This is a genomic window from Winogradskyella sp. MIT101101, from assembly GCF_047126865.1.
In the GTDB taxonomy this organism is placed as follows: Bacteria; Bacteroidota; Bacteroidia; order Flavobacteriales; family Flavobacteriaceae; genus Winogradskyella; species Winogradskyella ouciana.
In genome coordinates, this window is sequence record NZ_CP138982.1 from 1367501 (window position 1) to 1382082 (window position 14582).

Annotated in this window: 8 protein-coding genes and 1 rRNA gene (1 of these 9 cut by a window edge); 4 read left to right on the forward strand and 5 right to left on the reverse strand. The window is 35.4% G+C overall.

Annotation, left to right across the window (positions count from 1 at the left end; all coding sequences use genetic code 11):
- The 5 genes from SIB89_RS06415 to SIB89_RS06435 form a co-directional block, all read right to left on the reverse strand.
- Positions 1-416, reverse strand: a 16S ribosomal RNA gene (locus SIB89_RS06415) (it extends 1111 nt beyond the left edge of the window).
- A 441-nt stretch (positions 417-857) separates the two neighbouring features.
- The gene (locus SIB89_RS06420; RefSeq protein WP_412561584.1) at positions 858-2753 is read right to left on the reverse strand and encodes a putative porin; all 1896 of its coding nucleotides are present in this window, start codon (positions 2751-2753) and stop codon (positions 858-860) included.
- Positions 2754-2953: 200 nt separating this feature from the next.
- Positions 2954-3670: a DUF1735 domain-containing protein gene (locus SIB89_RS06425; protein WP_155090338.1), complete on the reverse strand. Its 717-nt coding sequence runs from the start codon at positions 3668-3670 to the stop codon at positions 2954-2956.
- A 23-nt stretch (positions 3671-3693) separates the two neighbouring features.
- On the reverse strand, positions 3694-5190 hold the full coding sequence (locus SIB89_RS06430; protein ID WP_412561585.1) for a RagB/SusD family nutrient uptake outer membrane protein: 1497 nt from the start codon (positions 5188-5190) through the stop codon (positions 3694-3696).
- Positions 5191-5207: 17 nt separating this feature from the next.
- The gene (locus SIB89_RS06435) at positions 5208-8468 is read right to left on the reverse strand and encodes a SusC/RagA family TonB-linked outer membrane protein (RefSeq protein WP_412561586.1); all 3261 of its coding nucleotides are present in this window, start codon (positions 8466-8468) and stop codon (positions 5208-5210) included.
- A 214-nt stretch (positions 8469-8682) separates the two neighbouring features.
- Between SIB89_RS06435 and SIB89_RS06440 the strand changes: the two genes are divergently transcribed.
- The 4 genes from SIB89_RS06440 (at position 8683) to SIB89_RS06455 (ending at position 14524) form a co-directional block, all read left to right on the forward strand.
- A complete protein-coding gene (locus tag SIB89_RS06440; RefSeq protein WP_412561587.1) occupies positions 8683-9285 on the forward strand; it encodes a ribonuclease HII in 603 nt (200 codons plus the stop codon).
- A gap of 30 nt (positions 9286-9315) precedes the next feature.
- Positions 9316-11673, forward strand: coding sequence for a ribonuclease HII (locus SIB89_RS06445; protein ID WP_412561588.1), 2358 nt, complete (start codon positions 9316-9318; stop codon positions 11671-11673).
- Between the two features lie 81 nt (positions 11674-11754).
- Complete coding sequence (locus SIB89_RS06450) at positions 11755-13320, forward strand: OmpA family protein (RefSeq protein ID WP_412561589.1); 1566 nt, start codon at positions 11755-11757, stop codon at positions 13318-13320.
- A gap of 154 nt (positions 13321-13474) precedes the next feature.
- Positions 13475-14524 carry a nucleoid-associated protein gene (locus tag SIB89_RS06455; RefSeq protein WP_412561590.1) on the forward strand — a complete coding sequence of 350 codons (1050 nt, stop codon included), beginning with the start codon at positions 13475-13477 and terminating at the stop codon, positions 14522-14524.
- Positions 14525-14582: the final 58 nt, after the last annotated feature.

A 14582-nucleotide genomic window follows, 5' to 3' on the forward strand; every position in this document is an offset into this window, starting at 1 on the left:
TTCCTGCACGCGGCATGGCTGGATCAGGCTCTCGCCCATTGTCCAATATTCCTCACTGCTGCCTCCCGTAGGAGTCTGGTCCGTGTCTCAGTACCAGTGTGGGGGATCCCCCTCTCAGGGCCCCTACCTATCGTTGCCATGGTGTGCCGTTACCACACCATCTAGCTAATAGGACGCATACCCATCTTTTTACCGACGAATCTTTAAAGTGTCTTCCATGCGAAAATCACTTGCTATGGGGTATTATTCTTCGTTTCCAAAGGCTATCCCCCTGTAAAAGGTAGGTTGTATACGCGTTACGCACCCGTGCGCCACTCGTCAGCGGAAAAGCAAGCTTCTCCCTGTTACCGTTCGACTTGCATGTGTTAGGCCTGCCGCTAGCGTTCATCCTGAGCCAGGATCAAACTCTTCATCGTTAAATTTTAAGCCTTGCGGCTATCTCTTAACTTCTGATAGGAATTCTTAAAATCTGTACTCTAAATGATCTATTCTCTTGTTCTGTTTAGGCCGTTTCCAACCAAAACTTTACGCTGTCAATTCAATATGTCTATGAACTTTTTAATCGCTTTCCTAAGCACTTTATCGCTTAAGCGGGTGCAAATATAAAACCCTTTTTCCTTTCCCGCAACATCTATCCGAAAAATATTTTTATTTTTTTTCAATGCCGCACTTTTTATGGAAATGAACTGCCGCCCACAACACAAACGCGTCGCTAACGGGGCGCAAATATAGAACACCTTTTCTTTATAGCAAGGACTTTTTGGGAAATATTTTCAAAGTATTTTTAGTTAGCTTATTTCGAGGTGGTTATGAATAGGATATTGTTTAAACTAATAGAATTGGTTAGAAGGATGCGTTTATAAGAAGAAGTCCCAAACTAATCCAAAGCGAATAGTAAAGTCTCTATAAGGGTGATTAGGAGCGGAAAAATAATCATAGCCTGTAAATGCAGAATTAAAATGTTCTGCTTTTAGAAAAATTCTTGTTTGTCTAATTTTGGCATTGATAAAGAAATCTAGTCGAGGGAATGCTCCTAGCTCAGTTTGATTCTGTGTATAAAATTCTGCAAGAAGTGGATCATAGCCATTCATATTATATTTAGTAAAGTAATTTAAGGTTACCCCAGTTTGCAACGTCATTGCCTTTTTAAAAAGCTGATTAGAATAATAAAGAGTATTTCTTATAATTAAATTGGGCACATTTAGAACCTTTTCATCGCTGACTACATTTTGATACATTACTGTATTATCTAAAGCAAAATTACCTAACCGAAATTCTTTTTGAACCTTAAGCCTCAAATACTGTAAAGACTCATTATACTGTTCTGGCTTAATAATTTTATTTTTATCAATGGTTGTGTCTAAATTAAAATAAGTGTAATTTTCTATATTCGAAATATCGAATGATGCATTTAGGAATTTTTCTGAAACGATATTGAATCTTAATTGTTGTGAATTAATATTTCTGAAGTTTGAGTAATTATGCCAGTTATAATTAATATAATCACTTTGATACAATAAATAATTATAATTTGGAAGTCTTGAGCTTATATTGATTCCTCCATTTACCTCCATATTCTCATTCAATTCCACGGCTAACTTAACATCAAAATAACTTCCTACAAATTCTTCAGAAAAATTAATTTTAGCATCACCTTCGAGTTTTATTGAGTTTATTGTTTTCTTAAATGAAGCATTTGCACCTAAGAAGTTTGCTTTTATTCTATTTGGAATTATTTCATCCGATAATAAAACAACACTATCATACCCATAGTTTATGTCTGAATAGAAAACCCCAAGCTGCAGGTTTCCAAGGATATTATTGTAATAGTCTATTTTGAAGCTTGAATTAAAATGCTCTAAGGTTACCTTATCATTTATATTGTTAGTGAATGAGTTTCCAAAATAATCATTGGAAGGTGAGTCTTGATAATATTGATAATACTTATCTTCAAAAAATGTTTCGTTTACTATAGATAAATAATTATTGGCTGAGTCATTCTTTTTGATTATATCATAAGAATGATTAATAAAGAATCTCTTCCCTACTAAAATATTTTCTGCATTTTCTATATTCATATCAAAAACAGATCTATCTATAAAATCCTCATCACCAGATATAAAATTCTCTAAATCTTCATCTAATAAACCACCATTCTCTTGATTCAACAAATCTTGCATTACAATATGTCCTTTGGCGTTATACTTCTTATTCTTGGTACTATAATTTGAAGTAAAACGAAAATTACCAGAACTTGTTAAAGCGTTTTGATAATTACCTAAAGATCTCAACCCTTTGTAGGCAATCGAAAAGTTAAATTGCTTTGACAGATTTACTGCAAAAAAAGCATCTAGCATCTGTCCTTGTTCAAATGCAGTCTTATACGTTAGTCGAGTCCATGGAGTTGGTACTTCATAATATTTAATGCCATCATTTTCGTAGTAATTAAAATGCCTTGCTCTCGCACCGAACAACGGTTTGGTTTCTTTAGAATTGAAATTATGACTAAGTGTATTATATGTTTGGCCAATATTTGCAAATGGCATTAATCCAAAGTTGTCTTTTTGAAGGTAGTTAAATTTATAATCCTTCTTTATTGACAATGTAGTATCGACTACAACTGTATCTACCTCAGTATTAAACTGCAAGTACATATCTATAGAAGCTAAATTTTTAAACCCTTTTGATCTTTTCACGTCAGATGTGTCATTTTCAAAAGGGTTTTCTCTATTGACAACATTTCCTTTATTCAACTTTGTTTGACCGTAAATATCGTTATAGAAAAAAATTAAAGAAAAAAATAACAGGCATCTGAAGTATGACATAAAAAACTTTATATAACTAAACAGTTATTATATGAATATATTTTACGGTAAAAATAAATAATAAAAAAAGATCTACGTTAATAACGCAGATCTTTTAAACTTATTTAGAAACAGATAAATCTGTCTACTTATGGCAATGTAAATGATGTTGTTTCACTAGCACCAAAAGAACCACCTGAAGCAAGAACTGTTGTTCCAAGATTCAGTGTATATGATCCATTACCATATGCACAGCAAATACCATCACCGAAAGAATCAAATATAGTGAATTCATAAGTACCATTATCCAAACAGAAAGTTGTTGAGAAGCTACCTCCGGTGTAACCATCACCTGAGAATAACACTGAACCACCTTGAGTGATTTCCCAACTAGTTTCACCTGCATAATCATCAAAATTGATTAATAGAGAAACTTCATTAGTAGGACAAACTTGAGTTACATTTAATGTAATTGGCCCGCTTGTAAACGCTTCTGTTGTAGAAGCCAATGCTAAAACCAAAGTTTCGCCACCTGCACTAATATTGGTATCACTAATCTGTACCGTAAGAGCCCCTTCATTAGAACCCCCTGGAATTGTTACTGAAGAAGGCACGGTATATGCCGCTGGATCTAAGGATGAAGCATCCGTGTCCACAACAACACTAAACGTTCTATCAGAACCGGTAATGTTACCAGCATAAACTTTGATGTCGTTAGTTGAAGAACTACCGATATCTACACCAAAGGCAAATGAGGTATCTTCAAAAGTAACATAATTAACACTATTACCTGTAGCATCTTCATCGCAACTGTAAGCAGTTGCAATGAAAATACCAAGTATTATATAATTTAAAATTTTCTTCATGAGATAAGTCTTGATTTAGTTAATTAATTTTGTTCGTTAATGAAAACGTTACTTTGAATTTCCAATTCAGGGATTTCAAAAGTTAAACGCTCATCATTATGCATAAATGATTCACCAACAAAAGATAAGTGGTTACTTCCTCTTACACCTGTTGATGTCTGGTTACGCTTTATAGAAAGGTATGTTTTACCTTCACCCCAAAACTCAATACGCGTCTGTAAGTGAATCTCAGCCAATAAAGCCGCTCCTGACAATCCATTTAAATAAGATGTGTCTGGCAAACGTTGGTCCAATACCTCTCTCAATGCAGTTCTAGCTGGTCCATCCTGGCCCATTTTTGCTAAAGCCTCTGCTTTTAAGATGTGCATCTCAGCAATTCTCATGTATACATAATCAGCTACAACCGATCCACTTGGTCCACCGATAATTCTACTGGCATCGTAGAACTTATCCAATGGCATTAGGTTATAATAACCTGAACCTGGGAAGAACTGTGCTTTTCTAGCATCATCAGCAGGAATAGCATCATATAGGTTTTGATCTATAGCCTTGGCATCACCTGCCCAAGCATAACTATATGAGAACGCATCCATTTGTCCCCACCAAGAAACAAGTCTTAATCCGATATCACCATTAAGGTCTACACCCCAAATCCATCCTGGAGTAGCCACATTGTTAAAACCACCTGTAACCTCTGCTGCGGTCATTACCGTAGCACCAGTTCCAGAAATAACAGCATCACATAACGCAACAACTTCGCCCATACGAGAAACATCACGTTGAGAAGCAATAGCATAAGCTAACATAGCCTGTGCAACTTCCTTGTTCACCTGAGTCTTAGTTGGTCTGTTATATACATCCAATAATACGATGGCTCTGTTAAGATCACTTTCTATTAGTGCAAAAACCTCAGCAGCAGTAGATTTACCTACACCTACGTTAGTTACTGTTCTATAAATTGGAAGGATCTCTTGTGAAGGGTTGTAATCATTCTGCATATACTGGGTCAAATACCAGTAAGAATGAGCACGCATAGCTAAAGCCTGTCCTAGAGTAGCTCTGTTATCAGGATTTTCTGGATCCGCTTCATCACCACCTAAAGTCTCAATTACGGTATTGGCAGCACGTATCATTCTATAATAGTGTCTCCAAACTTGGTAATTATCTAAAAAGGTGAAATCTTCAGTACACTGCATCTCAGTAATACTAGCTCTATACCATCCATAAGTACTTACAGACAGGGCAACATCACTAGATAAGAAATCAGCAAACAGGTCATAGGCTTTATGACCGAAATCATCATGCCCACCGGTACCACCAGTACCAGTTGTATACATCGTAGAGTAAACACCCTCGATGAAACCTGTTACGATGTCAGGATTGTTACTCGCAGCTTCACCAAGCTGGTTGATGTTCTGAAAACCACTTTCAGGGTTTTCGTTCACAAAGTCATCAGAACACCCTAAGAATGTTAGAAGTAGTCCCGAGACCATCATTAATTTAATTACATTTTTTTTCATTATCGCTTTTTTTTAAGTTAAAATTTCAATTTCACACCCAAAGTAAAAGTACTCAACGGCGCGTATAATCTACGACCAGTATTACCACTCTCACTTGTTCTAGGGTTGAAACCTTCTCTAGCACTTGTTAACCACAAGTTGTCACCAGAGACATATATGTTTACTAAATCTAAACCTGTCTTGTCTAAGAATTTAGAAGGTAAAGTATAACCTACTAAAATATTATTTAAGGCCAAGAAATCAGTTTTAGTTAAAAATCTTGTTGAAGTTGATGTACCGTTCACTATGGCATTATCCGATAGTCTAGGAACATTAGTTATATCACCTGGCTGTTGCCATCTTGCTCTAATATCAGAGCTATAATTATTACCAGCAGCACCAAAACGGTCACTCATTAACTCACCGTACTGATTATCTAAAGCATAACCTCCAATTTGATAAGTAAATTGTGTAGATAAGTTCCAGTTTTTATACTTTGCAGATATACGGAATGCTCCTGACACATCTGGAATACCAGACTTACCAACATACTTTTCAGTTGCATTTGAATACGTCTTAGTAATAGTACGCTGTATATTAGGGTCTGTTGTTGTTGTAGCAAGATATTGTGTTAATCCAATATTTAACTCTTCTCCTGAATCTAAAACACCGTTGTTATTTTGATCATCATAGTACTGGTACCACATTGGTGCACCATCTGATGGATCAACACCTGCCCATTCTCTGATATAAAAATCAAAAATAGAACTACCAACTGAATATCCATAAGGTGCATTTCTAGTATCAAGTACCTCTTGCTCACCTGTTTGTGGACTGATATACATTTCCTTGATTTCGTTATCTATAAAAGCACCATTAACGCTTAGGTCTAATTTAAAGTCATCAGTGTTTATAACATGTCCTGTGAAATCAAATTCCAAACCGTTATTTCTAAGTACACCTTCATTAATAGTTAATGTTGCTACACCAGTAGAAATCGTATTGGTTCTTGTAAAGAATAGGTTTTCAGTATCCTTGATAAAGTAATCAATAGAGCCATCTAACCAAGTCCCAAGACTAAACTCAAGACCAGCTTGATATTGTATAGCTGTCTCCCAAGTTAAATCAGGGTTCTCAAAAGTATTAGCTGGGAAAGCAAATCCACCAGAACCATTGTTGGTAATACTAAATGTATCGATACCTGTATAGAAACCTACACCTGCTTCATCACCTGTCTTACCATAAGATGCTTTTAACTTTAAGAAGTTAATAAAGCTATCGGACATAAAATCTTCGTTTGAAATAATCCAAGCACCACCAACAGAATAGAAAGTTTCCCATTTGTTGAAAGCAAACTTAGATGATCCATCACGACGAGCAGATAACGTTAAGTAATATGTATCGTCAAAATCGTAATTAACCTGACCGAAGTAAGATTCCAAAGTTCTTGCAGATCTACCTCCTGTAGAAGGACCTGGCTGAACAATATATTGATTTAATTCGTCGATATCAGGGTTCACAACTGTAGTCTTGAAAGTAGAATGGAAATTAGTTTCAAATTTGTTCCCCTCGTGTGCCACTAAAGCCTCTAAAGAGTGGTTTCCAAAATCTCTACGGTAACGTAATAACTGTAAGAAGTTAAGTGTTAATCTTTCTGTATTTGTTTGCGTAATATTACCACCATCATTTCTTGCTGTTCCATAGAATGGGTTACCAACAGATTTGAAAATACTATTAGAATACTGTGCACCAAATGTAGTTTCGAAAGTCAAATCATCAGTAAACTTGATCTTACCAGTAAAACTACCGTTCATTTCGTGTCTATCAGTACCAACAAAATCTAAAGTTGCTGTACCAATAGGGTTTAATAAGTTGGCGTTGGTTCTTGATCTAGTCGGTATTGTTGGGTTTGGACTACTTGGCCCTACAGATGCTGAACCATAATCATACTGGAACCCACCGAAAATAGGATCTGGCACCAATTGATAGTTTTGATCTCTTAAAAATACTGGGAAAAACGGCTGCATTTTATCTGCAAATTCAAATACGTTTTCAGATCCTGCTGTTTGTCCATTATTCTGTGTTTGGGAATAGGCATAACCTATATTAGCACCAAGTGTCAACCACTCTTTTACGTTAGAATTAACGTTTATTCTTGTCGTATATCTCTTAAATCCTGTATTCTTTGCATAACCATCATCATCAAGGAAACCAAAAGACACAAAATATCTAGAGTCAGCATTACCACCAGCCATTCTTAAGTTGGCCTCTGTTCTGTATGCTGCATCAAAAGCTGCATCCTCATAACGCAATGGAGTATAACGTCTTGTAACACCATCTCTTACCGCACGCGTTACCGGATCAATTAATTCACCACCATCAGCAACATTCCACATGTTGTATGCAGGATCAATCATACCAGGCGTAAACAACGTGTTGTTTGCGAAGGCTACAGGATCTGCAACACCAGTTACCTGACCTCTACCTAAAAGTCCTTCCCATACAAATGCAATAGATTCTTCAGGTGAAGTTATTACATCGTAACGAGGAATCAACTGTGCGTTAACACCAGTTCTAACGTCTAGCTCAACATAAGATTCTGTTGAACTACCTCCTTTTGTTGTGATCAATACAACACCATTTGCACCACGAGAACCGTAGATAGCTGTTGCAGTTGCATCCTTAAGGATGGTAGTAGATTTAATATCCGCTGGGTTAATCGCATTCAAACTACCAGTATAAGGTACACCATCGATTACATATAGTGGTGCTCTGTTACCATTAATGGAACCGAAACCTCTAATACGTACTGTAGAAGTCGTACCTGGTTGCCCAGAAGTATTGATTACTGTTACACCAGCTGCCTCACCAGCAAGTGACTGAGATACGTTAGAGAAGTTTTTCGTCTCTATATCTTCATTGTTTACCACTTTCGCTGTACCAGCATAAGCTTTTTTAGTTGTAGTACCATAACCAATAACAACAACTTCTTCTAAAGCGTTGTCTAGTTCTAATGCTACATCGTAAGTATTACTAGCGCCAATTGTAACTTCGGCAGTCTTCATACCTACATAAGAAATTTCTAATACATCTCCTGTATTGACACCGATGGAATATTTTCCATCAAAGTCTGTTTGCGCACCTCTTGAGGTACCTTTTACAATTACACTAGCGCCAGGAAGGGGTAAACCATCGTCTGCTGTTGTAACTGTACCTGTGACAGTTTTCTCTTGTGCAAAAGAAAATTGCATCACGAACGCCATGAAAAGCGTTAATAACCATGTTAACTTTAATTTCATAAAACAATTATTTGAGTTAGTCTAGTTGCAAACATCTTAATTAAATATTAAATAAACAAGTGTTTTTGCCAAAAAAATGTTAAGGTAATTATCAATACGCAAACAAAAACTTGCAAACAAAAATTCAATGTTTATAACATATAACTCACTAGGTAGATGCAAAAACTGTAAAAGGGTTGCGTTAAAATTTTAACTTTGCCTAAACTTTAACATTTTGACTTTAAAAATTCAGTTTTCATCTTTTGAATTAGAATGCGGTACCGATGAGGCTGGCAGAGGCTGCCTGGCTGGCCCTGTTACAGCTGCTGCAGTTATATTACCTTCAAAATTTAAGAACACCATATTAAACGATTCTAAACAACTTTCAGAAAAAAACAGAAACCTACTAAGACCTATTATTGAAACTGAAGCCATATCATTCGCCGTTCAGCATATTTACGAAACCGAAATTGATAGCATCAACATCTTAAATGCTTCCATTAAGGCTATGCACGGCTCTATTTCTCAACTAAAAATTAATCCTAATTATATAGTTGTAGATGGTAATAAGTTTAAACCTTACAAATCTATCCCACATAAAACCATTATAAAAGGAGATAGTAAGTTTCTTAATATTGCTGCCGCATCTATCTTGGCAAAAACCTATAGAGATGCATATATGGAACAAATCCATGAAGAATTCCCAATGTATAACTGGAAACAAAACAAAGGCTACCCTACCAAAGAGCACAGAGCAGCCATTGAAAAATACGGTATCACAAAATACCATAGAAAATCCTTTAGATTATTGCCAGAGCAATATCGTTTGGACATATAACTTTTTATATTTGCAGATATATACATCTTAATGAAGCGATTTTGTTTTTTATTGGTTTTGTTCTCTGTGGTAATATCTTGTCAGAAAGACTATGATAAAATTAAATCACCTTATAAATTCCTACCGCCTGAAACCAATTCCGTTTTTGCAGTTAACGAATTAAATGACTTTGTTAAAAGCATAAAAAATCATAACCTTTTATCTAGTATATATATTAAGGAGTTAACAAATGCATCCTCTGTTTTAGAAAACCTCAATACAACAAGGCAGATTTATATCGCTTTTTTGGGTGAAAACAACTCAGATTACCTCATTCTTACAGAGAATGATTCTACTCTATTTATAGTAGATTCTATACCAAATCATATTTCTGAAAACCTTAATGATTTAAAAGTCAATAAAACCCAAATAGATTCTACGGTTTTCTATCATAAAAGCTTAAGCAATGTTTTTGCCGTATCAAATAATCTGGAAATTTTAAAAAACTTAAATACTAATCAAGAAAATAATAAGCTAACAACTCTTATAGAAACTACAGATAGCAAATCAATTGCTTCTATGGTTTTTAAATCCAACTCCTCAAATTATTCTAGGCTTCTATTTTCCAAAGAAGTTGAGAGCACCAATTATTCTGTATTAGACTTAAACTATTCAGACAAAAGTCTTCAATACAATGGTATTACCACATCAAGTGATTCTATTGAAATTAAAATCGATTGCTTTAAAAATACAATTCCGCAAAAAACCCAATCTATAAACATTGCGCCATTCAATACAGAATCATTAATAAGTATTTCGTATGATGATTTTTCAATTTTCAACAAAAACATTCACCAGTTGCGCAAAGTGGAAATTGATAGTATGCAGACATTCTTAAACTTCACCAATGAAATTGCTCAAATTGATAATGCCATTATTTTGCACTCTTTAGATACAGATTTAGTTTTTGAAACCATAGAAGAAAAATCAAATATTGAAACCTTTAGAGATATTGATATTTATGAGTTTGGGGATTCTGATTTTTTTCAAGATCGATTACAGCCTTTTATTACGTTTGAAAATGCTCGTTATTTTTCAATTTATGATGAATTCATCATCTTTTCAAATTCCACTGAGACCTTAAAATCAATTATTACTGATGCACTCAACAATAATACTTTAGTGAACACTGATGCTTTTGAAAGTATTAGCGAAAACCTTAGTGATGAAGCTTCGCTTTTTATTTTTAAAAATTCTGAAGGCTTATCAAAAATCTTTGACAAAACCATTAAAGGTTATAATGCAAATGCGGTTCAATTTATTTATGAAGATGGCTATGCCCATGTCAACGGTATAATTAAAGAATTCAAAAAAAGAAGGGCTTCAAACTCAGTAACGGAAGCGTTTTCCGCGACTCTTGACGATCCTATCATTTCCGCACCTCAAACCGTTAAAAATCACGTAACCAAAGCTCATGATATAGCAGTGCAAGACGTTAACAATGTGCTATACCTTATCTCAAGCACAGGTAACGTTCTCTGGCAAAAACAATTACAAGGAAAAATCCTCGGAAAAATTGAACAAATAGACATGTACAAAAACGGAAGATTACAACTTGCATTTGTTACTCCTAACCGTTTGTATGTGTTGGACAGAAACGGTAATGATGTCTCGCCATTTCCGCATAGGTTCAATGATGAAATCACACAACCACTTTCAGTTTTTGATTATGATAAACGGAAAAACTATAGATTGCTAATCACCCAAGGCAAAAACCTTTTGATGTACGACGCTAAAGGCAAATCCGTAAATGGATTTAACTACGGAAACAATGGTTCTGAAATTACTACACAGCCCAAGCACTTTAGAATAGGCAGTAAAGACTACATTGCTTTTGCAGCAGGCGAAACATTGAAAATATTAAATCGTCAAGGCAACGTGCGTATCAACGTAAAGGATAAGATCCGTTTTTCCGACAATGAGGTGTATCTCTATAAAAACAAATTTACTACAACTAATACCTTAGGGCAGTTAGTACAAGTAGATACGAGAGGAAAGTTGAGCACAAAAAACCTCAACTTAACCGACAACCATCATTTGGAAACCACAAGCAAAACCTTGGTCTCAATGACCGAAAACAAGCTAAACATAAAGTCAAGAACTGTAGACTTAAATTATGGCAATTACACAGCACCTAGAATCTTTTATCTCAACGATAAAATCTATGTGACCACTACAGACCTACAATCTAAAAAAGTGTACTTGTTTGATAGCCAAGCGAAGTCTATTCCTAACTTTCCTGTTTTTGGAACTTCTGCAGCTGAGCTACAAAAGTTAGACCAAGACAAAGGTCTAGAGCTCATTACACAAGCCGATGATAAAACTATAATAGTTTACAAACTACACTAAATACATAGCCAAATATACATTTCATTTTTTAGTATCAATAGTTATTCTTATTTTTAGAGAGCTATTAATCAATTACTTAAAATGAAACATCCAGCATTTTTTAAACAGTTTTTAATCACCATTTGTCTGACCGTTTTTCTTTCTCCCAACCTTGAGGCACAAACTAAAAAAATAAAGCGTCCAAAAAGCCGTGTAGGCGTAGCAAGTGTTGATAGTTTTGTACAGGAATCGTTTGATTTATACGATAAAGTTTATAAATACGATGGCTACGCAGCGTCAGGCACACCTTTGGAAGACGACGATATAGATGTGCTTGAAGAAGCGCTCGCAGAAATGTCTTCGCTCAGCGAAAGTGCACCAGATATTATTAACGATCTAGATGGTGTAGGAGTCTTAAAACAAGGCAAGGCCACCTTACAAGTCAATCGTGCAAAAAAAGCCTTACAGTACAGCATAAAGACAGCTAAGGAATTACTATTAGGACAGCGCGAACGCGAAACGCAAGAGGATGACGATACCACAACCTCAGACGATGATAATGATGATGGAGATGAAGAATCAGATAACGATGCCAATAATGGCCATTCTAATGACGATACAGAAGAAGAACCCACTAATGTTTCAGATGGCTTGGAAGTTTATAGCAAATACGATTTTGTACCAGGTGACAAAATTTTATTCTTTGACGATTTTTCCCAGGATTTTGTTGGTGACCTTCCTAGTAAATGGAACACCAATGGCTCTGGTGCAATTGTAAAACTTAATAAAGTTGAAGGCAATTGGTTTGAGCTCAAAGCTGGGTATCGTCTTTATGTTATTCCTGATATTAATGAGCTCCCAGAAGACTATACTATTGAATTTGATGTGTTAACCTCTGGCTTAAGCAACCAAACCTCTTCTGGTGCCAGACTTCATATTGTGCTTAGCGACACTAATGCGTTTAGTAACGGAAAGACGCATTATGCTGCAGTAACACTGCCATTGGGTCAGTATGCAGCATTTAATATTAATGCTTACAATCACTTTAATGGTAAGGGCGGAATGATTAATTCTGGACTGACTGCAGATATTAGAGACGAAGTCAAAAATCAACCTCACATTGCTATCTCGGTAACCAAAAAACGTTATCGCCTTTGGGTTAATGAAGTAAAATATGTTGATATCCCTAGATTTATTGAAGAATTAGATGTTCTAAATTACTTAAAGTTTCATTTGTATGGACTTAAAGATGGTGAAGAACGAGTGTTTATTAAAAACATTAAAGTCGCCGAAGGCGGTGTGGATTTAAGACGCAAATTACTAAGTGAAGGTAAGATATCAACTAACGGAATCTTGTTTGATTCTGGTTCTGCGAATATTCAACCACAGTCACTAGGAATTGTACGCCAGATATCACAAGTGCTGATGCAAGAAGAAAGCATAAAACTCAATATCATTGGCCACACGGATTCTGATGGTTCTGACGAGGCCAATCTCAAATTATCTAAAGACCGAGCTGCGGCTGTAAAAGAGGCACTGGTCAACATTTACAATATCTCTGCTGATCGGTTAACTACAGATGGCAAAGGCGAAACACAACCCGTCGGAGATAATGGTACAACAGACGGAAAAGCACTAAACAGACGCGTAGAATTTGTAAAAACATAACGATAACCAAATCTAAAGTCCTCGAGTCCTGAAAACGCCAAATTTATTTTGGCGTTTTCTCCGTTATATGTCCTTCCTTTTGTAACATTGCAACTCTAATTTTAATTAATTGTGCAAGCGTTTCGTAACCTTGTCATTATATCAGAATTTTAAAATGATTAAACGCCAAAAAGCATCTATAAAGCACTGTATTATTCACAAAGTCGGTAATAAATTTAATGACACAAAAAATGCATTTTCCGACACTACTGTAGATTTTGATGAAGCCACTTATAACCTCATGCTACCCTATCTGTTAAAACCTTTTGTGAGTGCAGCAGAAAGCTATCGTTTTCATCATCACAGCGACGTTGGTTTGAACGAAATCAACACGTATTCCGAGCAATTATTTAAGGACGAAGCCGATTTTGTTGAAGTTTCCAAACATATCCTCACGCACTTATATGAGCAGAGCAATTCTGCTCAAATTAAAACAGGCGATGTGCTTATCTGTCATTTTGAAAACATCCAGTACGAAGACTATTTCACCGACGCTATCGGCATCTATAAAATTGAAAATAAAACCGAGTTTTTCCAAACCTATTTAGAAGGTGGCAATTATGATATTTTAGTGCAAAAAGGCATACAGGCGAAAAAAGTAGATAAAGGTTGTTTAGTTCTCAATACCTCAGACATGGAAGGCAAAATTGTCTTTAGTGTAGACAACAACACCTACGATACACAATATTGGATTAAAAGCTTCCTAAACATCAAATACCCAGACGACAGCAACCAACACACTAAGAACTGTATTGAGCTTTGTAGAGAGTTTTCTAAAGAAGTATTGCAGCCTAATTTTGGTGGCCAGGCTCAGAGCAATTTCCTAGCTAACACGGTTGATTTCTTCAAGGAAAATGAAATTGTAAATATTGAAACTTTTAAAGAAGAAGTCTTTGATGAAGAAGACCAAATACAACTTTTTGAAGACTATAAAAAAAGCTACGAAGCCGAAAACAAAGTCCTCATTAGAAACCAGTTTGATGTATCGGAACGGGTTTTAAAAAAGCAAAAACAAAAGATTAAAACCGAAATAAAACTAGACACCAATATACAAATAAAACTCGATGTAGATGCACCAGATGCCTCTGCCGAATACCTAGAACGCGGTTATGACGACGATAAAAAAATGCACTTTTATAAGGTCTTTTTTAATGCTGAGGCTTAGTTTTTAATTTTTAAAAATTTTCAATTAACTTCAACTATCAATCGATATAATTCAATTA